Source organism: Pseudomonas sp. S2_A10, assembly GCF_054668465.1.
In genome coordinates this window covers 3,098,752-3,123,177 of sequence record NZ_CP162773.1, presented here as the reverse complement: position 1 = coordinate 3,123,177, position 24,426 = coordinate 3,098,752, and the positions used below count along the sequence as shown (strand labels likewise).

Below are 24,426 nucleotides of genomic sequence, written 5' to 3'. Positions count from 1 at the left end.
CCGCTTTTTTGCGGCCGTCGACGAGCGCCGCTGTACAGCACGAGGAACAAGGGATGTTCGCGCCGGCCAATGAAACCCACTTTGCCCTGACCATCGAAGGGCTTTCCGCCGACTTTCAGGTGTTTACCCTCACCGGCCGGGAAGCCATCAGCCAGCCTTTTGTGTTCGAGGTGGAGCTGGTCAGTGAGCAGCCGTCGCTGGACCTCGAAACCCTGCTGCACAAACCGGCCTTTCTGCAGCTGTCGCCTGACGGCAGCGGCATCCATGGCCAGATCTACCGCGCCGCGCAAGGCGATTCCGGCAAGCGTCTGACCCGTTATTCGGTGACGCTGCGCCCACAACTGGCTTACCTCGCGCACCGCATCAACCAGCGCATCTTCCAGAACCTCAGCGTGCCGAAAATCATCGGCCAAGTGCTGGAAGAGCACGGCATCCAAGGCAACGCCTACGAATTCAAGACCGGCTCGATCTATCCCGAGCGCATCTACTGCGTGCAATACGACGAGTCGGATCTGCACTTCATCCAGCGCCTGTGCGAGGAAGAAGGCATTCACTTCCACTTCCAGCACAGCGCCAACGCGCACAAGTTGGTGTTCGGCGACGACCAGACGGTGTTCCCGAAGCTCAAGCCGGTGCCCTATCAGCAAGACTCCGGCATGGTCGCCAGCAACCCGGTGATCAAGCGTTTCGACCTGCGCCTGGAAACCCGCACCAGCCGCACCACCCGTCGCGACTACGACTTCGAAAAACCGCGTCTGACCCTGGAAAGCGAAAACCGTGGCGACGCCCTGCCCGACCTCGAAGACTACGATTACCCGGGCCGCTTCATCGACCGCGAGCGCGGCAAGCATCTGGCCAAACGCGCCCTCGAACGCCACCGCAGCGACTTCCAGCTCGCCGAAGGCAAGAGTGATCAGCCACTGCTGGTCAGCGGCCATTTCCTCGCCCTGACCGAACACCCGAAAGCCAAGTGGAACGACCTCTGGCTGCTCACCGAAGTGCTGCATGAAGGCAAGCAGCCGCAGGTGCTCGAAGAGTCGGTGACCAGCGACACCACCGCGCTGAAAGACGATTTCCACCAGGGCTACCGCAACCGCTTCCAGGCCACGCCGTGGGACGTGCCCAATCGCCCGCCGCTACGCCACCCGAAACCGCGCATCCTCGGCAGCCAGAGCGCGGTGGTCACCGGCCCGAAAGGTGAAGAAATCCACTGCGACGAATACGGCCGGGTCAAAGTCCAATTCCACTGGGACCGCGAAGGCCAGGCCGACGACAAGACCAGTTGCTGGCTGCGCATCTCCAGCGCCTGGGCCGGCGCCCAGTACGGCGGCATCGCCATCCCGCGCATTGGCATGGAAGTGCTCGTCACGTTCCTTGAAGGCGACCCCGATCAGCCCTTGATCAGCGGCTGCCTGTACCACAAGGAAAACACCGTCCCCTATCCACTGCCGGCAAACAAGACCCGCAGCACCTTCAAGACCCTGAGTTCCATGGGTGGTGGCGGCTACAACGAACTGCGCATCGAAGACAAGAAAGGTCAGGAACAGATCTATCTGCACGCCCAGCGCGACTGGGACGAGAACATCGAGCACGACCAGAAAATCCGCGTCGGCAACGAACGCCACGACACCGTCGAACAGAACAGCTACAGCGAATTCAAGGCCGAAGAACACCACACCGTCTACGCCGACCGCAAAGTCGAAACCCGCGCCAACGACCACCTCACCGTCGGCGTGAATCAGCACATCAAGATCGGCACCGGCCAGTTCATCGACGCCGGCCAGGAAATCCACCTTAGCAGTGGCATGAAGGTAGTGATGGAGGCTGGTGCGGAGCTGACCTTGGTGGGTGGCGGCAGCTTCATCAAGATCGATGCTGGCGGCGTGACCCTGAGCGGGCCGGTGATCAACATGAACTCCGGGGGTAGCCCGGGCGTTGGTACGGGCGCCGCGCCATTGATGCCCGGCATCCTCAAACAGGCCGACGCCGACAAGGCCGGCCAGGTCCTGACCCCGGCGCAGATCAACACCCTAAAACGTAACGCGCCGTTCTGTGAAGAATGCGAAAAATGCAAGGCAGGTGCCTGTGCCATCTGAACGAATCACCCCCAAGGACTGGCTGGCGCAACAACCGCTGCAAAGTGGCGAGCGGTTGTACCTGATCATCAGCGCGGCCAGCGATGCAGACGCCCTGAAAACCCTGTACCTCACCGAACCCACCGCCCAGCTCATCCCGATCTGGGGCGGCACGCCCTACTCCACCTGGCAACCGGTGATGCCCTACCTCACCGAACTCAAAGCCAACTCCGCTTTCCTGCCCTGGATCGCCGAAACCGACGCCCTCGACTGGGGCTGGCTGGCGGTGTCGCGTTCAGAACCGAACGAAGTGTTCGAACACCTGCGCAGCCTGACGCAGGTGAAAATGCCGGATGGCACCGAGGTGTTTTTCCGGTTTTGGGATGGGCGGCATATTTATCCGATTCTGCGGGGGCTTGGGGAGAAGGCTGGAGAAGTGCTGCCGGTGTTTGAGCGGTATCTGATCAATGGGCAGGCGCTGGAAGTGGGCACGCGAGTGGTGCCGAAGGTCAGGGACTGGCCGTGGTGGGAGGTGCCGAAGGGGTTGTTGGAGGGGTTGAGCAAGGGCAATCCGGCGACGCTGGTCAGCAACCTGATGCAATGGCTGGAAGAAGACCGCCCGGACCTCTACACCGCATGGCCCGAGAACAATCTGAAGCTGAAAATCACCCGCTTCGTGCGCCGCCCGGATGCGCCGCAAAATCTTAAAGAAGCATTGATAAGCCACCTGATTCTGGAGCAAGGCTGATGGATCGCGTTGCCTTTGTTGACAACCAACTGAACACCTTCAAGGACAGTCTGAAGCTGTATCAGGAACAAACAAAAACCTGGTACGCACAGGCTCTCGACAAGGGTAGCCGTGCCGCGGACATGCCGTCCTTATTGGGCATGGAGCGTATCATCAAGGCGGGCAACACCAGTAAAACGGTGAGCATGACCGACGGTAACTTCACCTCGAACGTGGCTCAATGTCCGCTCAAGGGTCCGTTGCTGATCGAGAGCAAATTCGAATCGGTTTACGACATTCCCGTCGGCGATATCGAAGTCGAAATCGTGGCCGTGGACGGTGGTGCTGTCAGCAAGGTCAAACTCGACGCCCAAGGCAAAGCCGCATGGACCGGCGGTGTGCCCGGCAAGTTCTACACGATTCGCGTCCATAACGAAGTGACCCCGGCGCAGATCGACGCCCTCTTCAGTTCTTACAGCGGCGTGACTGCGGACCTTGAAGGTTTCCTGCGCAAGGAATGGGCCGGCTTCAAACCGCAATGGTCGAATCTTTCGACCTCCGGCACAGCCATGGCCATCGGCAACGGCATTCTTGAAGGTGGCTGGGAGGCCATCAAGGGTGTGTGGGACGGCATCAGCCTTGTGCTCGATATCCTCCAGGATCCGAAGAAATTCGCCAAGGATCTCGGCGCTGGCGCAGACGAGCTGATCAAAGTCGCCAAGAGCTCGCCGGACATCATGAAAAAGGCCATGTTGCTGGCCAGCGACGAGGCGGCTTTGTTTTTGCTGGTGCGCAGTGCGGTGATCTGGCTCGCGGGCTTGCCGCCGATGAAGATGGCGGGCGACGTAGCGAAGATGACCACGGCCATTGTCGTAGGCATTGCGATCGACATCGTGATCGGCGTGGTATTGACCATCGCGGCCGAAGGTACCGGCGTCATCTACCTTGCGGCCCGACTGAAGAAGTACGGAGAGCTTGTCATCAAGGCTGTGATCGGCTTCGTGAAGTCGGTGTTCAAGATCATCAACGGTTTTATGGAGTATGTCGCCAAGTACACCGCTGTGGCGGCCCGAGGGATAACGGCAAAGGTCAGAAACGGGATTTCCGAGTTGCGTTTTGATGGGAAGCGTGTGACCACCGTCGAAACCCCGAAAACCCGGCACGATGCCCCTGCACAATCCAAGACCCCAGATGAAAAAAGCGCAACTTGCGCAAAGAACACTTGCACTAACGGCTGCCCGGTCTCCATGGTCACTGGCGAAGAGCTACTGACGCTGACCGATGGAGAGCTCGGAGGGGCTGTACCATTTAGCTGGACTCGTCTCTATAGAACCAGCGCAGCGGAAATCGATTGTGGGCTGGGTTTTGGCTGGAGCCACGCGTTAGCACAGCGGTTAGAAATCAACGTCGATGAAGTGGTATGGACCGATCATGAAAACCGGGTGATCACCTTCCCACTTCCAAGCATCCAACGCCCGGCGATAACCAATAGCCTCTCGGAAGCAGCCATCTTCATCGGGGACGATCCATCAGAACTTATTCTCACTCAGGCTGGTGAGCATGCTCAGTTCTATCACTTCCGCTACGATCGCAAAGGCGCAACACTGATAGCCATCAGTGACAAATACGACAACCGCCTTCATGTCACGCGCGATATTCACAGTCGGATCAAACGTATCGACAATGGTGCCGGTCGTGCCTTGCTGTTGCGCTACGATCGCACGCATATTGTGGCGGTCGACTATCAACAGTTCACACCAGCAGACAATCTGGAAGACGGATGGACCACTGTCCAGACGATAATCAGTTATGCCTACGACTCGCAACACCGCTTGATTGAAGCGAAAAACGCCGCTGGAGAAGCCGAGCGTTACGCCTATAACGATCAAAACGTCATTCTCGAGCGCCGTCTAGCCGGAGGTGCCAGCTTCTACTGGGAATGGGAAAGAGAGGGCAAATCTGCACGCTGTATTCATCACTGGGCGAACTTCTCGCAGATGGATACTCGCTACGTTTGGGATGATAAGGGAAGTGTCACTGTCACGAACGCAGACGGTAGCGAAGAGATATACACCCACGACGACCAAGCCCGACTGGTTGCTCAAATTGATCCGGACGGAGCCGAAAATCTCAAGGCATATGACGAAAAGGGACGCCTGATCGCAGAGCAAAATCCGCTCGGAGCTATCACCGAATACCGATACAGCGAATCAGGGCACCTGGTCGCAGTCATACCTCCAGAAGACGAACCAACCGGCTACGAGTACAGCCGTGGGTTCGTAAGTAAGGTTGTTCGCGGTAAAGCAGTCTGGAAATATCAGCGCAACAATCAAGGCGATATCACCCAACAGACAGATCCAGAAGGCAACACCACCTACTACAGCTATGACCGTCGGGGCCGCCTGCAGGAAATCGGCCTGCCCGATGGCAGCCGGCACCAGTTGGGCTGGAATAGTCTCGGCCAGCTTCTGGAAGAGCGCCTGCCCGATGGTAGTCAGCGCAAATACCGTTACGACGCACTCGGCCGGCAGATCACACGTCAGGACGAAAACGGTGCCATCACGCACTTCAAATGGGATGCCGCGAATCGCCTGGCACAAATTACTTTGCCCGGTGGAGCAACACGGGCATTTACATACAACGCATACGGTCGAGTCACCGCCGAACGCGACGAGCTCGGCCGTATCACCCGCTACGAATACGCTGACAACCTGCACCTCGTCAGCCGCCGCATCAATCCCGACGGCAGCCAACTGCGCTATCGCTACGACAACTCGCGCCTGCTGCTCACTGAAATTGAAAACGAGCGCGGCGAGCATTACCACCTCGATTACTACGCCAACGGCCTGATCCAACAGGAAACAGGCTTCGATGGTCGTCGGACTGCCTACGAGTACGACCTGAACGGCCAACTACTGAAGAAAACCGAGTTCGGTGACGACGGTAGTGAACTGGTGACCGAATACCAGCGTGATGCCGCAGGCCGCTTGCTGGTCAAGACGCTGCCCGATGGTGACGAGATTCATTACAGCTACGATGCGCTCGGTCGCCTTGTCAATGTCGATGACGGTCATTGGCCGCTCGCCTATAAATACGATTTGCAAGACCGACTCATCGAAGAACACCAGGGCTGGGGCACTCTGCGCTACGAATACGACAGCGTCGGCCAGCTCAAGCACTGCCGCTTGCCCGATGGCAGCAAACTCGATTACCGCCACCAGCCTGGCGGGCAACTCAGCAGCATCGACCTCAACGGCTCGCGCCTGACCAGCCACCAGTTCAGTGCCGGCCGCGAACAACAGCGCCAACAAGGCTTGCTGCTCAGCCAGTACCAATACGACGAACAGGGCCGTCTGCAAGCGCACAGCGTTAGCCAACGGGACAAGCACCTGTTCCAGCGTCGCTACAACTACGACGCCAACGGCAACCTCGCCGGAATCGACGACAGCCGCAAAGGCAACCGCAGCTATCACTACGACCCGCTGGATCGCCTGATCAGCGTGCGCGGCGCCATACCAGAGAGCTTCGCCCATGACCCGGCAGGCAACCTCCTCGGACAAAATGACCTGCCCGTTGCGAATCTCGCCAACGTCAAAGGCAATCGCCTGCTCATGCAAGGCGACCGCCACTACGATTACGACGCCTATGGCAACCTGACCCGTGAAAGTCGCGGCACCGGACAAAAACTCGTCACCGAATACCGCTACGATTGCCAACACCGCTTAATCGGCGTCAGCCTGCCGGGAGGCAGCACCGCATCTTACAAATACGACGCCTTCGGCCGCCGCATCGAGAAAACCGTCGACGGCCATACCACTGAATTCCTCTGGCAAGGCGAACGATTGATCGCCGAAAGCGCAGAAAATCGTTATCGCAGCTACATCTACGAACCGGGCAGCTTCCGCCCATTGGCAATGCTCGACGGCGAAGGCCCGCTAAAAGCGGCCCCGTTCTATTACCAACTCGACCACCTCGGCACACCGCAGGAACTCACCGACTACAGCGGCGAAATCATGTGGTCGGCAAAATACCGCGCCTACGGCAACCTCGCTGCGCTGGACATCAGCGAGATCGATAATCCGCTGCGTTTTCAAGGGCAGTATTTCGACGCCGAGACAGGGTTACATTACAACCGCCACCGCTATTACAATCCTGGGACTGGACGGTTTTTGACCCCGGATCCGATCAAGCTTGCGGGTGGGTTGAATAGCTACCAGTACGTGCCTAACCCTACGGGGTGGGTGGATCCCCTAGGGTTGAATACTTGTCCAGGCGGAGATAAATGCGTTCCGGGGCAAAGCGCTGAAATACCTGAAGGAAAAGCCAGGGTAAGCGATGGAGCCCCGCCTCCTCCCGACGTTCAATGGACAAATCATGGCAATAAACATGTGGCGCCTAAGGCTCCTTGGCCATCTGTTGTAAAATCGACCGCTAATGGAGGTGCAGCTAAATATCTACCCGGCACGGACATTGAAGCGTTAGAGCGGCACGCGTTTGCAAATGGTCAAGATGTTAACAACGGAAAACCATGGAAAGTAATTGACATGGGAAAAACCATAGGCGCCAATGACGGAAAAGAAACTCAGTACATGAGAGTGGAGTTAAGTGCAAACACAATACATGGACATCCAATATCAGAAGAATCGTTTAGAAAACTAACGAAAAAGAAGAAATGATTTATGAATCTTGAAAACATAAAAAAACTTGGTGGCAAGATAACTTTTGACGAAATATCCAGCCTAGTCGGATCGGATATTTCGCTCATTACAGATGAATTAAGGGAGGATCTTTTGCAAGCGCTACTCCCGCACGAGCAAACAATAGACATTGGTTGGTATCCCGAATTCAGTGAACACGGCGCCTTCAGAATCTCATTAATAGCAAATCAAAATTGGGCATCGCCTATATACACCGAAACGGCCAAAACCTGGGCCGATCTTGAAAAAGCGTTAGACCATACATTGAATAAAGTAAAAATTTAATGGATCGACGAGCTCGCGTTGACTAGCCAGCGTCGACGACGGTCGTTAGCCTTTCGCCTATAAATATGACTTGCAGACCAACTCATCGAGGAACACCAAGTCTGGGGCTCCTTGCGCTACGAATACGACAGCGTCGGCCAACTTAGCCACTGCCGTCTGCCGGATGGCTGCACGCTCGATTACCGTCATTTGTCCGGTGGACGCCTGAGCAGCATCGACCTCAATGGCTCACGCCTGACCAGCCACCAGTTCAACGCCGGTCGCGAACAACAGCGCCAGCAAGGTCTGTTACTCAGCCAATACCAATACGATGAACAGGGCCGCCTGCAAGCGCACAGCGTGAGCCAGCGGGACAAGCACCTGTTCCAGCGTCGCTACAACTACGATGCCAACGGCAACCTCGCCGGCATTAACGACAGCCGCAAAGGCAACCGCAGCTATCACTACGATCCACTGGATCGCCTGATCAGCGTACGCGGCGCCATACCAGAGAGCTTCGCCCATGACCCGGCAGGCAACCTCCTCGGCCAGAATGACCTGCCCGCAGCCAACCTCGCCAACGTCAAAGGCAATCGCCTGCTGATACAAGGCGACCGCCATTACGATTACGACGCCTACGGCAATCTGATCCGCGAGCGTCGCGGCACCGGCCAAAAGCTCATCACCGAATACCGCTACGACTGCCAACACCGCCTGATTGGCGTCAGCCTGCCGGGAGGCAGCACCGCATCTTACAAATACGACGCCTTCGGCCGCCGCATCGAGAAAACCGTCGACGGCCACACCACTGAATTCCTCTGGCAAGGCGAACGCCTCATCGCCGAAAGCGCCAAGAACCGCTACCGCAGCTATATCTACGAACCGGGCAGCTTCCGACCCTTGGCAATGCTCGACGGCGAAGGCCCGCTAAAAGCGGCCCCGTTCTATTACCAACTCGACCACCTCGGCACGCCGCAGGAACTGACCGACTACAGCGGCGAGATCATGTGGTCGGCGAAGTACCGCGCCTATGGCAACCTCGCCGCGCTGGACGTCAACGAAATCGATAACCCGCTGCGTTTTCAGGGTCAGTATTTCGACGCCGAGACAGGCTTACATTACAACCGCCACCGCTACTACAATCCGGGGACTGGCCGGTTCTTGACGCCGGATCCGATCAAGCTTGCGGGCGGGTTGAATAGCTACCAGTACGTGCCTAACCCTACTGGGTGGGTGGATCCTTTGGGGTTGAGTAGCGAATGTCCACAGAAGAAAGCTAAATCTAAGGGCGATATCGGTAACCCTTCCGAAAAAGCCAAGGTCAACGAAGGCGAACCAGCGGCACCTTCCCCCGTCCCTCGCGGAGAAAGTACTACTCGTGTCCGGCACTACACCAACAGAAAAGGCTCTACTGGTATCGAAAGCGATGGTGTAATCCAAGCTCAGGATAACAATCGTGTTTACGTCGAACCCGCCAACAAGAAGCCGCTGAGCCAGCTTGATGCTGAAGAAAAATACCAAATTGGCAGAGGCCGCGGCCGGGATTACATTGAGACAGACGTACCTGACTCGCAGCTCGAATGGGTTAAAAACCCTAGGTATGGAACTATGGAGCTGACCATTAAAGGAAACTTAAAATTAGAGAACCCAACTTTTACTCGGAGAAAATAATGTTAGAAAAAAACAAGAAAATCATACTGACTGGCGAAGATGCTCTGGAAGCACTCGCAAATATTGAATTCATCATGATTTCCCTACATAAAATGGGAAGTTACTATAGCGACAAACCGGTTGAAGAATATCGAAAAGCTACAACCGAGTTCATTGACAATGAAAACGTAACTCAGCGACTAGCAAAAATCAGAACAATTATCAGCAAAAACTTTGACTCAACTCTTGGCGAGGATGACATGGATGACATAGAGCGTCATGTGGAGGGAATTGAATTCTGGAAGCCTTGAATGCTTAGCTGTACGAAGAAATCTGCTGAGCCGCCTGATATGCGTGAAAAACACGTCACTGAAACCTTCAAGGCGACTGTCAACTTAAACCCCCCATTCAAGAATAATGAAAAACAGAAAACTTATGCTCAACGCATAATCACCAGATCAAATCTCTGCGACCACTCTCACGGATTAAATAATCAAAGGACTGTTATCTTGAAACACTTAAGCCGCACTCTCACCTTGCTTCTAGCCCTTACCTTCTCCCTAAGCGCAATCGCGCTGTCACTACGATCCGAACAACGTCCCGACGGCACAACTGTCTTGTTGCTTACAAACGAAGCCAGTCCAGAACGGGCTCACAAGCTCAACCAAGACCCGGCGGTTCGTTCTGCACTCGTTGATTTTTTTGGCTACCAAACCGGAAGTTACACCAATGACAATACGATGATCGTGCAGCAGGTTCTTGAAGCGCTCGACTCAGAAATGTCGACTTTTGTTGATGGTGTCCCTCCCGGCAGAAAAATGATCACTGCCATGGACGACGGTAACAACGGGTTCGAGCGCGCCGCATTGCTGCTGGACGACAAGGGGCAGTTGCTCGCCGTAGGACTGGTCAATGGCCACTGCACCGTCAAGTCTCGCGAGGAACCATTGACTTGTAACGATGCGCCGGAAACCGTGCTGACTATTTTCCAGCCAGAAGGCGCCGGCAAGTCTGACGCCGATGCTTTGATCCCCTGGAGTAAGCAACTGCCTCCTATGATGGCGCTGTGGGCGGAGAGTGACGATCCAGAACGCCGAGCCGCTGCGCAGAAGATTGCCCACGTTGAGTACATCGTGACTCAGCCGAAACAGGGAGCCTGGACTGCGGCTCAATTACCTTCTGATTTTCCAAAAGCGATGCTGCCGTTGCTTCCGCAGCGAGCTCACTTGATTGGCGCCGGCGCTCACGGTGTCTTTACGACACCGGGTATGGAGGGCACGTCAATTGACGGTGACTGGGACAAAATAGCCGGACGCCCTCAGCATGAATATGAGGTCATTCTCAGGACTTTTACCGAATACGCGGATGTTATCGACTTCTATCAGCAACATGCAAAGGACGCCGAAGTCAGCGGCAACGAGCGCAAAGCGCTCGTTGAAGGCCGCATCAATGGTGGTACCTATAAAGTAGAAATCACCAATAGAAAAGAAGCCGGCACAGTGATCACGTTTTCCGCTTGGCGGCAGGAGGTCTAATTCATCTCTGAAGACAGAGCGATCATGTGGTCGCTTTGTCTTCTGAGCAAAAGGGACTGAGTAAAAGAGGACAGATTTCTTTCTTCAAACTGAATATAAATCTGTCCCCTTTTCTTAAGGCAGGCTGCTCAGAGCGGATGGGCGCTGTCAGCCCAATAGGAAAGTGGAAATAACCTGAATGATAATTGAACTTGACGGCCTATCCATTTCTTCCGAGCAGGATTTCCACAAGCGGATAGCTTCTGCATTTTCTTGGGCTCAGTACTATGGAAACAACCTAAATTCTCTGTGGGATTTGCTCAGTACGGACGTGGAGCGTCCGATTGAAATAGTATGGAAAAATTCGAAAGAATCTGAACAAAGCATGGGCGAAACTTTTAAAAAATAATATTTATATTTGAGCGAACAAAAAATCAGGACATATCCCTGGGTTTAGATGAAAAACTCGAATACAAATTAAAGTAAAAAAAATTGATACTTGCCAGCGCACTTGTTCAACGCTGCAGTAAGCACGATTATCGTTTGAATGATCAGAGCAAAGTATTCACGAATGCAAAGATTTGAAGAGACCCAATGAGATCAAAACTCGAATACAAGCTCCAACCTATCAGAGTACCAAGCGGCTGGACAATAACAATCAACAATCTCTTTGAGGTGGAGCTGACACCGGAGACTTGCAACTGGTTCTCTAGTTCGGTACTGATCGGAGGAGTCCGCCAGAGTACCGGCCATTGCTTTGACACGAGAGTCGAGCCCGAAGGGGATCCCGACGGAGAATTTGTGATTGATATGCTAACGATCGAATACGATAGAAGAGGTGAGCCAATCAAAAACTCCGAAAAGTTTCTAGGTGAATTCAGAACCAAAAGCAAAATCGAATTCATTGAAAGAATTGAAGATTTTATGATTGAGGCTTGATTACATCATTGTTCACGAATCAAAAAGATTAAAAACGGCTTTCCGAGCTAAATCTGTATTGACGCCTCAATAAGCGACACAGGAAAAATCGCAGCACAACACTGCGATTTCTCACCCCATAGAATCAATCTGCCGCCAACCGCACCTGCCTCTCCAACTCCACCTTCAACCCCGGCTCCAGCTTCAACTGCCGTGCCAGTTCATCCAGATAGCTCTTCTCCATAAAATTCTCCTCATCCACCAGCATCACACTGGCGATGTACATCTCCGCCGCCATTTCCGGCGTGCTCGCCGCGCGGGCGACGTCGGTGGGGTCGAGGGGTTTGTTGAGTTCGGCGTGGAGCCAGTGTTGCAGTTCCTGGTCGTTGTCGAGTTTGGTGAATTCGCCTTCGATCAGTTCGCGCTCGCGCTCGTCGATGTGGCCGTCGGCCTTGGCGGCGGCGACCAGGGCTTTGAGGATCGCCTGACTGTGTTCTTCGACTTGCGCGGGTGGCAGGCGGTCGAGCGTTTGTGGTTCGCGTTGTGGTGCGCTGCCTTTTTGGGCGTTGTAGTTGCCGTAGGCCTTGTAGGCCAGTACGCCCAGCGCGGCGAGGCCGCCGTAGATGGCGACTTTGCCGCCGACCTTGCGGACCTTTTTATTGCCGAGCAGCAGGCCCATCGCGCCCGCGGCCAATGCGCCGCCGCCCGCGCCGGACAGCAGGCCGCCGAGGCCGCTGGAGCCAGACGAGCCACCGAGCAAACCGCCCAGTCCGCTGGCAGCCGACTTGTTGGAAGCGCCACCAGTCTTGTTCTGCAGCATTTCCTGCCCGGACTTGAGCAGTTGATCGAGCAATCCACGGGTGTTCATGTTCCGTCTCCAAACAAGGGTTATCCGGATCTAAGGCCCTCAGCCTAGTTCGAAAGTGCCCCAACCCGCCCCGTGAGTGTGCTTCGAGATGTTGCTCGCCACTCAGAAGGGCATGTTTCGAGCGTTACGCAATTGAAAAGGGGCAGGCCTCTCGGCCTGCCCCCTTCTCCCCCTCCCCCTTAGAATCGCGAAACACTCCGCATCGCATCCACCAAATAGCGCATGGCGATCCGGTCGCTCTCTGACAGCTCCCGATAACGCTCCACAAGTTTCAATTCCTCGGAATTGAGGCGGCGTCTTCTGCGCCCGCCGCCCAAGCAAGGGAAGATGCCCAACATTTCGGTGATGCTCTGTATTTTTGCCATGGACGATGTCCTTCTCTATTGAGTCAAGAAACTGCTGAACCTCACATCGCCCTGCCTCTTCGAGCAGCGTCGTGTGCCCCGCCGGCACGAAGGCTTGTATCCGGTCTTGCCCATAGAATAGGAATTAAATCGGCGTTGAAAAGCGGTTTTTAGAGTAATTAATCGAAAAAAGCAGATATGCCCTCTAAATCAGAGAGCCCTGTCAGAAAAATTACAGACATGTCTTGTTTCATTGCCAGGTGACGCAACGCAAACAAGCCTTTTTGCCCGACAATCGAACCGATTAAGCTAGCGGGCATCTGTTTATAGTCCGTTGCGTTTGGCCGAAGGCATGACCGAACCGTAATTTCCGATCCGACAGGTGCCAGGAACGGCGCTGGATTGCACACGACAGGTTGTATTTATGCACCGCAGGAATTTGCTCAAAGCGTCCATGGCCATTGCGGCCTATACCGGTCTTTCCGCGTCGGGCCTGTTGGCCGCCCGCGCTTGGGCAGCCAATGGCGGCGCCGCCGATGGCGAGGCCCAGGCCTTCGATTTCGAGGCGTTGAAGCGTCAGGCCAAGCAGCTCGCCGGCAGTGCCTATCAGGATACGAAACAGGTGTTGCCGCCAACCCTGGCGACCATGACTCCGCAAAATTTCAACGCGATCCGCTACGACGGCGAGCATTCCTTGTGGAAGGAAAACAAAGGTCAGCTGGACGTGCAGTTCTTCCACGTCGGCATGGGTTTCCGTCAACCGGTGCGCATGTACAGCGTTGATCCGAAGACGCGCATGGCGCGCGAGGTGCATTTCCGTCCGGCGCTGTTCAATTACGAGAACACTTCGGTCGACACCCAGCAGCTCAAGGGCGACCTGGGTTTTGCCGGCTTCAAACTGTTCAAGGCGCCGGAGCTGGATCGGCATGACGTGGTGTCGTTTCTGGGCGCCAGCTATTTCCGTGCGGTCGATGCCACTGGCCAATATGGCCTTTCCGCGCGCGGCCTGGCCATCGACACTTACGCGAAGAAACGCGAAGAGTTTCCCGACTTCACCAAGTTCTGGTTCGAGACGCCTGACAAGAACGCCACGCGTTTTGTGGTCTACGCCCTGCTCGACTCGCCGAGCGCGACCGGCGCCTATCGCTTCGACATCGATTGCCAGGCCGAGCGCGTGGTCATGGAAATCGACGCGCACATCAATGCTCGTACCACCATCGAACAACTCGGCGTGGCGCCAATGACGAGCATGTTCAGCTGCGGCACCCACGAACGGCGCATGTGCGACACCATTCATCCGCAGATTCACGACTCCGATCGCCTGGCAATGTGGCGCGGCAATGGCGAGTGGATCTGCCGGCCGTTGAACAACCCGGCGACGCTGCAATTCAATGCATTTGCCGACAAGGACCCGAAGGGTTTCGGCCTGGTGCAGACCGACCATGAATTCGCCAACTATCAGGACACTGTCGACTGGTACAGCAAGCGCCCGAGCCTGTGGGTTGAACCAACGACCGCCTGGGGCGAAGGCTCTATCGATCTGCTGGAAATTCCTACGACCGGCGAGACGCTGGATAACATCGTCGCCTTCTGGACGCCGAAGAAACCCGTGGCTGCCGGTGATTCGCTGAACTACGGGTACAAGCTGTACTGGAGCGCCCTGCCACCGGTCGGCACGCCACTGGCACGGGTGCACGCAACGCGTTCAGGCATGGGCGGCTTCACCGAGGGCTGGGCGCCGGGTGAGCACTACCCGCCGGTCTGGGCGCGGCGCTTTGCCGTGGACTTCACCGGTGGCGGCCTCGAGCGCCTGCCACAGGGCACCGGAATCGAGCCAGTGATTACCTGTTCCAACGGCAAGGTGCAGGACTTCAGCGTGCTGGTGCTGGATGACATCAAGGGCTACCGGATTCTGTTCGATTGGTATCCGACCAATGACAGTGTCGAGCCAGTGGAACTGCGCCTGTTCATTCGCACCAATGACCGCACGTTGAGCGAGACCTGGCTGTACCAGTATTTCCCGCCGACCCCGGACAAGCGTAAATACCCTTGAGGTTATAAGGCGGCTGTTCTGGCGTCATTCGCGAGCAGGCTCGCTCCCACAGGGGTCCGCATTCCTACTGTGGGAGCGAGCCTGCTCGCGAAGAGGCCCGCCTGACAACGCAAACTTGTGCCGAATAGAAAAAGCCCCGACCATCACCGGCTCGGGGCTTTTGCTTTCCAGCCTTCAATCAATCGCGCAAATCCGATTCATGAATCGGCTGATCCCGATGGGTCGCGCGCTGATACTGCGCCGGCCACACTGCTTTGCGCCCGCCCAGATCATCGTCGGCATGCAGCGGCCAGTACGGATCGCGCAGCAGCTCTCGGGCGAGGAAAATGATATCGGCCTGACAGGTACGCAGAATGTGCTCGGCCTGGGCCGGCTCGGTAATCATTCCGACAGTACCGGTGGCGATGCCTGACTCTTTGCGTACACGCTCGGCGAAGCGCGTCTGATATCCGGGTCCAACCGGGATTTCCGCGTTTGCAGCAGTCCCTCCTGAAGACACGTCAATGAGATCGGCGCCCAGCATATGAAGGCGGCGCGCAAGCTCCACGGTCTCATCCGGATTCCAGCCATCTTCGACCCAATCGGTCGCCGAGACGCGGACAAACACCGGCAACTCCTCCGGCCATACCGCCCTCACCGCTTCAGTGACTTGCAGCACCAGACGGATACGATTCTCGAACGAACCACCGTACTGATCGCGGCGTTGATTGCTCAGCGGCGAGAGAAACTGATGCAGCAGATAGCCATGCGCAGCATGCACCTCGACCACGCTGAAACCCGCCGTCAGCGCGCGTTTGGCCGCGTCGACAAAGGCCTGGATCACTTCGGCGATCTGCCCTTCATCCAGCTGCTTCGGTTGGGTGTGCTGCGGGTCGAAAGCAATCGGCGATGGCCCGACCGGGGTCCAGCCGCCATCTTCGGGTTTGACGCTGCCATGCTTGCCGATCCACGGCCGGTGAGTGCTGGCCTTGCGCCCGGCATGGGCCAGTTGAATACCGGCGACCGCGCCCTGGGCGGTGATGAAGCGGGTGATGCGTTGCAGCGGAGCGATCTGTTCGTCATTCCACAGGCCGAGGTCTTCGGCGGTAATGCGCCCGTCGGCAGTGACCGCCGTGGCTTCGGTGAAAACCAGGCCGGCACCGCCCACCGCGCGGCTGCCCAAGTGCACCAGATGCCAGTCGTTGGCCAGGCCGTCGACGCTGGAGTACTGGCACATCGGCGACACGGCGATGCGGTTGGGCAGGGTCAGTTGGCGAAGAGTAAAGGGTTCAAGCAGCAGACTCATGGGGCACCTCTCGAATCAGTGGGCAGGCTCCAGGGTTCTGTTTGAAAAGTCGACGAGTGACAGAAAAAGGGTGCAGCACCCGCCCCCGCGGGCAAAAATTCGACAAGACGTCACAAGGCCAATCAAGCAGTGCTTAGAGCCTAGTCGACAACCGGGAATGACGGAGGGTTCAGAGTAATTCAGTGTGTGAAAGGATGCTTTCGCGAGCAGGCTTAACGCGGTTCGATATGAGCAATCATCAGCTGCACAGTCTCGTTGCCACGAAACTCGTTAACGTCGAGCTTGTAAGCCAGTTCAACCCATTGAATCGTCGGGTTCGGCCACACATCGCGATCAATGCCAAACGCGATGCCATCGAGCTTCACCGAACCGCATTCGCTTTTCAGCACCACTTTCAAATGCCGTTCGCCGACCACGCGCTGCTCGACCAGTTGAAACACACCGTGAAACAGCGGCTCGGGAAAATGCTGCCCCCACGGCCCGGCGTGGCGCAAGGCGCGAGCCAGTTCGAGATGAAACTCTTCAACGGCCAGCGTGCCATCTGAAAGCATCCGCCCAGTGAGGTCTTCTTCGCGAAGTTGCCTACGCACTTCAGCGTCGAAAGCCTCGGCGAACAGCGGAAAATTCTCCTGCGGCAAGGTCAGACCAGCGGCCATCGCGTGGCCACCATATTTGGCGATCAGGTTCGGATGCTGCGCCGCGACCACACTCAGCGCATCGCGAATATGGAAGCCCTGCACCGAGCGACCGGAGCCCTTGAGCAGACCATCACCGGCATCGGCGAAGGCAATGGTCGGGCGGAAATAGCGCTCTTTCATGCGCGAGGCGAGGATGCCGATCACGCCCTGATGCCACTCCGGATCGAACAGGCACAGACCAAACGGCATCGACTCGACCGGCAGATCCTTGAGCTGCGCCAGCGCTTCACGCTGCATGCCCTGCTCGATGGATTTGCGATCCTGGTTCATGCCGTCCAGTTGCGCAGCCATTTCCCGCGCCAGATTGGCGTCGGCCGTAAGCAGGCATTCGATGCCCAGGCTCATGTCGTCCAGACGTCCGGCGGCGTTCAGGCGCGGGCCGACGATGAAACCGAGGTCGGTGGAAGTGATCCGCGCAGCCTCTCGCTTGGCGACTTCGAGAATCGCCTTGATCCCCGGCCGTGCCCGGCCGGCGCGAATCCGCTCCAGCCCTTGATGCACAAGAATGCGGTTGTTGGCATCCAGCGGCACCACGTCGGCGACGCTGCCCAGCGCCACCAGATCGAGCAGTTCGCCGATGTTCGGTTGTGGCTTGCTCTCGTACCAGCCGAGGCTGCGCAGACGCGCGCGCAACGCCATGAGTACGTAAAAGATCACCCCGACGCCGGCCAGCGCTTTGCTCGGAAATTCGCAGCCCGGCTGATTCGGATTGACCAGCGCATCAGCCTGCGGCAGTTCATCGCCGGGCAAGTGGTGGTCGGTGATCAACACCTTCAGTCCGGCGCGCTTGGCCGCCGCGACGCCTTCGACACTGGAAATACCATTGTCGACGGTGATCAATAATTGCGGTTCACGGGTCAGCGCGACTTCGACGATTTCCGGCGTCAGGCCGTAGCCGTATTCGAAGCGATTCGGCACCAGGTAATCGACATGCGCCGCGCCCAACAGGCGCAGACCGAGCACACCGACAGTGCTGGCGGTGGCGCCGTCCGCATCGAAGTCGCCAACAATGAGAATGCGCTGACGCTGCTCCAGAGCCGTCACCAGCAGGTCGACCGCCGCATCGATGCCTTTGAGCTGCTGGAACGGGATCAAGCGCGCCAGACTCTTGTCCAGCTCCGCCTCCGACTGCACGCCCCGCGCCGCGTACAGGCGGGTCAGCAGTGGCGGCAGATCACCGAGGAAAGGCAGCGTGGCAGGCAATTGACGAGGTTCGATACGCATGGGGCGACGGAGGCTTCTCTTTGATTCGTGGGAAATATCAGCGGTGTCGCGACCTCAGCCGCGCTCACCTTGCAGCCATTGCAACTGGACTTCGTGCTGACCGCGATCGTCGGTGACGAAGATCGTGCCTTCGCTGATCATCACGTCCCACTTGATGACGCGCGGCATGTCCTTGGCCAGGGTCTCCAGCACTTCTTGCGGGACGGCGGCGATGTTGACGTTTTTCAGGTTCTTGATCGCCGGGATCACCTTGGTTTCCCACACACGCAGGCTGCCGTAGGCCAGCAGGCTGGTGCGTTCGGTGCGGCGCGAGCACCAGGTCAGGCGATCGGCATCCGGCTGGCCGACTTCGATCCAGTGCAGGACACGGTCGTCCAGGCTCTTTTCCCACAAGGCCGGTTCATCCACGTCTGACAGACCACGGCCGAACGACAGCTGCTCGTTGTACCAGAGCGCGTAGGCCAGCAGCCGCACAGTCATGCGTTCTTCGGTCTCCGAAGGATGACGGGCGATAGTCTGCTTGACGCTTTCGTAGACGCTGCGGTCGAGGTCGGTGAGGTTCAGTTCGAATTTGTAGGTAGTGGACGGCTGGGCCATGAACGGGCTTCTTGATACGAGGAAAGTCGGCAAGTCTAACCGATGCCACAGGCAATCATCGAATTGATGGCAATCAAGCTGCGGCGTCTGACAGTCGGCTATGTTAAAACCCTGTATCCGCTCAGCCTTGTCCTACAGGATTTCGCATGCCGTTCACCAGCAAACCGCTCTCGGGTCTGAAAGTCATTGAATTGGGTACGTTGATTGCCGGGCCGTTTGCCTCGCGCATTTGCGGCGAATTCGGCGCCGAAGTGATCAAGATCGAATCGCCGGACGGCGGCGATCCCCTGCGCAAATGGCGCAAGTTGTACGAAGGCACCTCGTTGTGGTGGTTTGTCCAGGCGCGCAACAAGAAGTCGCTGACCCTCAATCTGAAACACCCCGACGGTTTGGCGATCCTGAAACAACTGCTGGGCGAAGCCGACATCCTCATCGAGAATTTCCGCCCCGGCGTCCTGGAAAAACTCGGTCTGAGCTGGGAAACCCTGCACGCACTGAACCCGAAACTGGTGATGGTGCGCCTCTCCGGTTTCGGTCAGACCGGGCCGATGAAGGACCAGCCAGGTTTCGGTGCGGTCGGCGAATCCATGGGTGGCCTGCGGTACATCACCGGTTTCGAAGATCGGCCACCGGTGCGCACCGGGATTTCCATCGGTGATTCGATTGCCGCGCTGTGGGGCGTGATCGGTGCGTTGATGGCGCTGCGTCATCGCGAGGTCAACGGCGGGCTGGGCCAAGTGGTCGACGTTGCGCTGTATGAAGCTATCTTCGCGATGATGGAAAGCATGGTGCCGGAGTTCGACGTGTTCGGTTTCATCCGCGAGCGCAGCGGCAACATCATGCCGGGCATCACGCCCTCTTCGATCCACACCAGCGCCGACGGCAAGCATGTGCAAATCGGCGCCAATGGTGATGCAATCTTCAAACGCTTCATGCTCGTGATTGGCCGCGCAGATCTTGCCAACGACCCGGTGCTGGCCAGTAACGACGGGCGTGACAGTCGCCGGGACGAGTTGTATGGCGTGATTGATCGCTGGGTCAATTCCTTACCGCTGCAGACCGTTCTCGACTTGCTCAATCAGGCCGACGTACCGGTCAGCCGGATCTTCAGCGCCGAGGACATGTTCAACGATCCGCAATACCTGGCGCGGGAGATGTTCCTGCATGCCAAGCTGCCGGACGGCAAGGACTTCAAGATGCCCGGCATCGTGCCGAAGCTGTCGGAAACGCCGGGCTCGTCCGAATGGGTCGGACCGCAGCTTGGCGAACACAATGCGCAGGTGCTTGGCGATCTGGGCTACGACGCGGCGCAAATCGCTCGGCTGCGCGAAGACGGGGCCATTTGAGCAACGCTGGAGGTTTGGTTTTCGAGCAAAAAGCTGTGCACAGGGCAAACGCCGGGCAAAAGAAACCCCGAGAAGTGGGGAGACAACTCGGGGTTAAACGGGGTCTGCTTCGAGACCCGTAGCAGCAAGCGACAAGCACCGGAGCACAATGCTTGATCCTGCTGTTATGGGGTCTGACTGACAGGTATGCAGGAAGGTTCCCACAAAAAATATTTCATCTTTACAGGGCCGGACGCTTGTCCAGAGCTGCATTGCGCAACGCCGCAATGACGCAGGGTTCCAGCCGCCCTTCGGCGATCATCACGTCACGGTGCAGGCCGTCCACCACGTCGGTCAGCAAGCGCTTGTCGCTCAACTGGGCCTGATTGAATTCGCGTTCCACCACAATGGCGCCGCTGCTGTTCTTCAGCGTCACCAGACATTCACCATGGCTGCCGCGAGGGGTCAGGGTCACCTGATACGGGCTCAGAGCCTCACCGAGCAATAGACTGATACTTTCCATCTCGATCTCCACTCAATAGTCCGAAAACACAGTGCCTGGGGCGTGTTCACATTAAATGACCACCGGCCCGAGAAGAAAGTTCTGCCTGTCACGTTCCGACCTTGCAGGACCGTGTCTGACAGAGCATGCATGGCGAAGATGACAGAAAAATATTCGCCGGTATCAGGCCTCGATGAGTGCCTGCGCAGTGATCAGATAACTGTCCAGCAGACCTCGCATCAACACCGCCGAAACCGGTGTCTGCAGACGCCCCAACAGGCGCAGGCGTTGTTGACGAAGCACCGGCTCCAGGTCACTCAACAAACTCTGCGCGACCGAGCCCAGCAGAATCAGGGCACGCGCCTCATGGTGCGCCGCCAGGTGATGAATCAATGCCAACCCATCGCCACCTTTGAGCTGCGGATCGCAAATGGCGATATCGACCGCACCGCGATGCCCCAGTGAAGACAGGGCTGACGCCAGCGAAGGCGCGGTCAATACGTCGTAGATGCCGATGGCATTGAGCATTTGATGCAATGCCATCAGCTGGAACGGGTTGGGTTCAAGGATCAGGACTTTAAGCGAGCGCATGGGCGACCTCTGGAGCGATCATCGCGGACTCTCACCGCAGGTGTCGTTCACTCTAGGGCAGGCGTCTTAAGCCTCCCATCAGAAAAGTAGCCGCGTCTTGCAGGACATTTCCCTTCTTTACTGCAGACAGCGGCACCCGCTCTCGGTCCGACGCTGGGTGATGTCGGTCCAGCCGCCCAACAAGCCGCGCAATTTGCCGTCGCCGCTGTAAAACGGCACGGTCCACTGATAAACCTCGCGAGGCCCGCCCTTGAACAGCAGTTGGCGTTTGCTGAAGCGCGACTTGCGGGTTTGCAACTGGGCGATGAATTCGTCGTGGAGCATCCGCGCGGTGGTTTCCGGAAACGCATCGACTTCGATCAGCAAGCGTCCCTGCATCTGGTCCTGGCGCACCGACAGCGCCTCTTCGTAACTGCGATTGCAGATGATCAAACGCCCGTGCAGATCACGGACAAACACCGGATCCGGCATCGAATCGATCAGGGCATGCTGAAAGGCCAGTTGATCGCCCAACTCCTTTTCCGCAGCGTAGCGCAGCTTGATCACGGCCGCCAGGCGCCGGTTCCACACCAGCGACAGCATTCCGAAAACGCCGATTCCCCCCATCGCCCAGCATGCCCACTCGACCAGGCGCTTCCACACGGAGGGCACGGGCGGCGGCGAAACGCCTGCCAGCCACTTGAGACGAATCGCCCGCAACTCCGCAGCAGGGAAAGCTTCCAGCGCCTTGTTAAGAATACTCAGTAGTTGCGGCATGCCTTTTCGTACAGCCAGATGATCGGCTTCCCACTTGCCCTCTACCAGAGCACCGACCTTGAGCATGCCCAACGGATAGAGCTGCGCGCCGATTTCGTTTTCGATGGTTGCGTAGGCTTCCCCACTCTCGACCAGCGCCCGCGCTTCGGCGTAGGTTTTCACCGAGCGTATTTCAATCGACGGATAATCGCGCCGAATCGCATCCTCCAGGGCATGACGGGCGGGCAGCACCAGAACGCGCTTCGCCAGTTGCTCGAAAGACTCCACCCTCGGGGCATTGGCATGTCCGACAAACACCCAGCCAGCACCTCCGAAAGCATGACTGAAATCGAGAAAGGCCTTGCGTTCATCGCTCATGGCCAACGTCGTACTGATGTCCGCGACCCCGCTTTGCAGGCGATCGAGCATATGGTCGGTAGAGAACGATTCCTGGTGCTCGAATTGCAGTCCGGTCATTGCGCTGACCCGCTTGAGCACATCGTTGTTCAGACCGCTCCACTGGCCGTGTTCGTCCTGAAACAGGTACAGCGGATATTGCACCGATGCCACCGTTACTCTGGGGTTGTCACGGATCCATTGCCGCTCGTGCGCATCCAGTTCGACAACCGGCACAGTGCCCGACGCATTGGCCTGATCGAGTGCCATCTGCGCTGCCACGCCGCTGTGCATCCATCCCAGCACCGCCAACAAAAACAACCAGCCCAGTGCCGGTTTCAAACCTCTGTAAAACAGCATTGCCATTTCCTTCGTGATCGACTCACCCGTCCTTCGTGGGTGAAAACCCGAGCAGTGTGGCAGCAGAAACAAAAAAGCCCGTCAGGAGACGGGCTTCAAAATGTGACAGCTTTTACTGGCTTAGAGTGGCTTGCCGCGGTTGCCATGCTGGCTGACAAAGGCTTGCACGGCTTTCAGGTCGTTTGGCAGAACCGTGCAACGCTCGTTTCGCTCAAACAAATCAGAAAGATGTGCAGGTAGTTCGAGCGCTTTTCCTACACCCGCTTTCTCCACTGCCTCAGGAAACTTGACCGGATGGGCAGTGCCCAGAATTACCATCGGGATATCCAGACTGCGACGGCATTCGCGCGCAGCTTTCACACCGATGGCAGTGTGCGGGTCGAGGACTTCACCGGTTTGCTCGTAGACGTCGGCGATGGTTTCGCAGGTCTGCGCATCGTCCACCGCCAGCGAATCGAACAGCTTGCGTGCTTCGGTCCAGCGTTCTTGTTCGACGCTGAAACTGCCGTCCTTTTTGAACGAGTCCATCAGGCCGGCAATCGCCGCACCGTTACGCCCGTGCAGGTCGAACAGCAGGCGCTCGAAGTTCGACGACACCATGATGTCCATCGACGGCGACAGCGTTGCGTGCAGGGTTTCCTTGACGTACTGGTTGCCGCTCATGAAGCGGTGCAGGATGTCGTTGCGGTTGGTCGCCACGATCAACTGATTGATCGGCAGGCCCATGTTGCGCGCCAGGTAGCCGGCGAAGATGTCGCCGAAGTTGCCGGTCGGTACCGAGAACGACACCGAACGCGCCGGACCGCCCAACTGCAGGGACGCATGGAAGTAGTAAACGATCTGGGCCATGATCCGCGCCCAGTTGATCGAGTTCACCGCCACCAGACGCGTGCCTTTGAGGAAGCTCTGGTCGGCGAAGCTGTTCTTGACCATTTCCTGGCAGTCATCGAAGTTGCCTTCGATGGCGATGTTGTGGATGTTCTCGCCGAAGATCGTTGTCATCTGCCGACGCTGCACTTCCGATACACGCTGATGCGGGTGCAGGATGAAGATGTCGACGTTTTCACAGTGCTTGCAGCCTTCGATGGCCGCAGAACCGGTGTCTCCAGAGGTGGCACCGACAATCACCACGCGCTCGCCGCGCTTTTCCAGCACGTAGTCGAGCAGACGACCGAGCAGTTGCAGGGCGAAGTCCTTGAACGCCAGGGTCGGGCCATGGAACAGCTCCAGCACCCATTCATTACCGTTCAACTGACGCAATGGCGCCACGGCGCTGTGCGCGAACACGCCGTAGGTTTCTTCGAGGATCTTCTTGAAATCGGCATCCGGGATGCTGCCGGTGACAAACGGGCGCATCACCCGGAAGGCCAGTTCGTGATACGGCAGGCCAGCCCAGGAAGCGATCTCTTCCTGAGTGAAACGTGGCAGGTTTTCCGGGACGTACAGACCGCCATCGGTCGCCAGACCGGCCAGCAGGACCTCTTCGAAATTCAGGGCCGGGGCCTGGCCGCGAGTACTGATATATCGCATTTTTTTCAAACCTTCGGTTTGAGCTGCAAGCTGCAAGCTGCAAGGCGCAAGTAAAAGCCAGACTGCTTCTCTC

General features: G+C 57.3%; 19 protein-coding genes and 1 pseudogene. 11 read left to right on the top strand and 9 right to left on the bottom strand.

What is annotated here, in order from left to right; genetic code table 11:
• The first annotated feature begins 53 nt into the window (after window positions 1-53).
• The 9 genes and pseudogenes from AB4N41_RS13980 (at window position 54) to AB4N41_RS13940 (ending at window position 11,866) form a co-directional block, all read left to right on the top strand.
• Window positions 54-2,096: a type VI secretion system Vgr family protein gene (locus tag AB4N41_RS13980; RefSeq protein WP_252877503.1), complete on the top strand. Its 2,043-nt coding sequence runs from the start codon at window positions 54-56 to the stop codon at window positions 2,094-2,096.
• Window positions 2,086-2,823, top strand: a complete 738-nt coding sequence (locus AB4N41_RS13975; RefSeq protein WP_252877502.1) for a DUF4123 domain-containing protein — start codon at window positions 2,086-2,088, stop codon at window positions 2,821-2,823. The genes AB4N41_RS13980 and AB4N41_RS13975 overlap by 11 nt, the downstream gene beginning before the upstream one ends.
• Complete coding sequence (locus AB4N41_RS13970) at window positions 2,823-7,478, top strand: RHS repeat-associated core domain-containing protein (RefSeq protein ID WP_353956564.1); 4,656 nt, start codon at window positions 2,823-2,825, stop codon at window positions 7,476-7,478. Before AB4N41_RS13975 ends, AB4N41_RS13970 begins: the two co-directional genes overlap by 1 nt.
• 3 nt (window positions 7,479-7,481) lie before the next feature.
• Complete coding sequence (locus AB4N41_RS13965) at window positions 7,482-7,784, top strand: hypothetical protein (protein WP_041478175.1); 303 nt, start codon at window positions 7,482-7,484, stop codon at window positions 7,782-7,784.
• A gap of 22 nt (window positions 7,785-7,806) precedes the next feature.
• Window positions 7,807-9,434, top strand: a pseudogene (locus tag AB4N41_RS13960) (RHS repeat-associated core domain-containing protein); the annotation flags it as partial.
• The gene (locus AB4N41_RS13955; protein ID WP_041478181.1) at window positions 9,434-9,724 is read left to right on the top strand and encodes a hypothetical protein; all 291 of its coding nucleotides are present in this window, start codon (window positions 9,434-9,436) and stop codon (window positions 9,722-9,724) included. The pseudogene AB4N41_RS13960 and the gene AB4N41_RS13955, both read left to right, overlap by 1 nt.
• Before the next feature lie 39 nt (window positions 9,725-9,763).
• Entirely contained in the window at window positions 9,764-10,948 is a 1,185-nt protein-coding gene (locus AB4N41_RS13950; protein WP_460137837.1) for a hypothetical protein, read from the top strand.
• A gap of 178 nt (window positions 10,949-11,126) precedes the next feature.
• Window positions 11,127-11,336: a barstar family protein gene (locus AB4N41_RS13945; protein ID WP_241089686.1), complete on the top strand. Its 210-nt coding sequence runs from the start codon at window positions 11,127-11,129 to the stop codon at window positions 11,334-11,336.
• A gap of 185 nt (window positions 11,337-11,521) precedes the next feature.
• The gene (locus AB4N41_RS13940) at window positions 11,522-11,866 is read left to right on the top strand and encodes a hypothetical protein (RefSeq protein WP_071174496.1); all 345 of its coding nucleotides are present in this window, start codon (window positions 11,522-11,524) and stop codon (window positions 11,864-11,866) included.
• A gap of 124 nt (window positions 11,867-11,990) precedes the next feature.
• Here AB4N41_RS13940 and AB4N41_RS13935 read toward each other — a convergent pair whose 3' ends face one another.
• Together AB4N41_RS13935 and AB4N41_RS13930 are read right to left on the bottom strand one after the other, a co-directional pair.
• Complete coding sequence (locus AB4N41_RS13935) at window positions 11,991-12,713, bottom strand: tellurite resistance TerB family protein (protein ID WP_095180453.1); 723 nt, start codon at window positions 12,711-12,713, stop codon at window positions 11,991-11,993.
• A 179-nt stretch (window positions 12,714-12,892) separates the two neighbouring features.
• Window positions 12,893-13,078, bottom strand: a complete 186-nt coding sequence (locus AB4N41_RS13930; protein ID WP_041478186.1) for a hypothetical protein — start codon at window positions 13,076-13,078, stop codon at window positions 12,893-12,895.
• Window positions 13,079-13,481: 403 nt separating this feature from the next.
• Between AB4N41_RS13930 and AB4N41_RS13925 the strand changes: the two genes are divergently transcribed.
• On the top strand, window positions 13,482-15,110 hold the full coding sequence (locus tag AB4N41_RS13925; RefSeq protein ID WP_056783133.1) for a glucan biosynthesis protein D: 1,629 nt from the start codon (window positions 13,482-13,484) through the stop codon (window positions 15,108-15,110).
• A gap of 178 nt (window positions 15,111-15,288) precedes the next feature.
• On the opposite strand, the gene AB4N41_RS13920 is transcribed toward AB4N41_RS13925, so the two are convergent.
• From AB4N41_RS13920 to AB4N41_RS13910, 3 genes are all read right to left on the bottom strand, one after another.
• Window positions 15,289-16,395 (bottom strand): NADH:flavin oxidoreductase/NADH oxidase, encoded by a 1,107-nt coding sequence (locus tag AB4N41_RS13920; protein ID WP_252877500.1) that lies wholly within the window; start codon window positions 16,393-16,395, stop codon window positions 15,289-15,291.
• A gap of 212 nt (window positions 16,396-16,607) precedes the next feature.
• Entirely contained in the window at window positions 16,608-18,317 is a 1,710-nt protein-coding gene (recJ, locus tag AB4N41_RS13915; RefSeq protein WP_016771527.1) for a single-stranded-DNA-specific exonuclease RecJ, read from the bottom strand.
• Window positions 18,318-18,371: 54 nt separating this feature from the next.
• Window positions 18,372-18,914 carry a YaeQ family protein gene (locus tag AB4N41_RS13910; protein WP_007908961.1) on the bottom strand — a complete coding sequence of 181 codons (543 nt, stop codon included), beginning with the start codon at window positions 18,912-18,914 and terminating at the stop codon, window positions 18,372-18,374.
• Between the two features lie 146 nt (window positions 18,915-19,060).
• On the opposite strand from AB4N41_RS13910, the gene AB4N41_RS13905 reads away from it, so the two are divergent.
• Window positions 19,061-20,260: a CaiB/BaiF CoA transferase family protein gene (locus AB4N41_RS13905; RefSeq protein ID WP_041478190.1), complete on the top strand. Its 1,200-nt coding sequence runs from the start codon at window positions 19,061-19,063 to the stop codon at window positions 20,258-20,260.
• Between the two features lie 220 nt (window positions 20,261-20,480).
• Here the strand turns inward: AB4N41_RS13905 and AB4N41_RS13900 are convergent, their stop codons facing one another.
• The 4 genes from AB4N41_RS13900 to thrC all read right to left on the bottom strand — a co-directional run bounded on the left by AB4N41_RS13900 (window position 20,481) and on the right by thrC (window position 24,353).
• Window positions 20,481-20,762, bottom strand: a complete 282-nt coding sequence (locus tag AB4N41_RS13900; protein WP_016771530.1) for a DUF3509 domain-containing protein — start codon at window positions 20,760-20,762, stop codon at window positions 20,481-20,483.
• A gap of 162 nt (window positions 20,763-20,924) precedes the next feature.
• Window positions 20,925-21,332 (bottom strand): response regulator, encoded by a 408-nt coding sequence (locus tag AB4N41_RS13895; protein WP_041478191.1) that lies wholly within the window; start codon window positions 21,330-21,332, stop codon window positions 20,925-20,927.
• Between the two features lie 117 nt (window positions 21,333-21,449).
• Window positions 21,450-22,823 (bottom strand): transporter substrate-binding domain-containing protein, encoded by a 1,374-nt coding sequence (locus AB4N41_RS13890; protein ID WP_460137835.1) that lies wholly within the window; start codon window positions 22,821-22,823, stop codon window positions 21,450-21,452.
• Between the two features lie 120 nt (window positions 22,824-22,943).
• Complete coding sequence (gene thrC, locus AB4N41_RS13885) at window positions 22,944-24,353, bottom strand: threonine synthase (RefSeq protein WP_024011723.1); 1,410 nt, start codon at window positions 24,351-24,353, stop codon at window positions 22,944-22,946.
• Window positions 24,354-24,426: the final 73 nt, after the last annotated feature.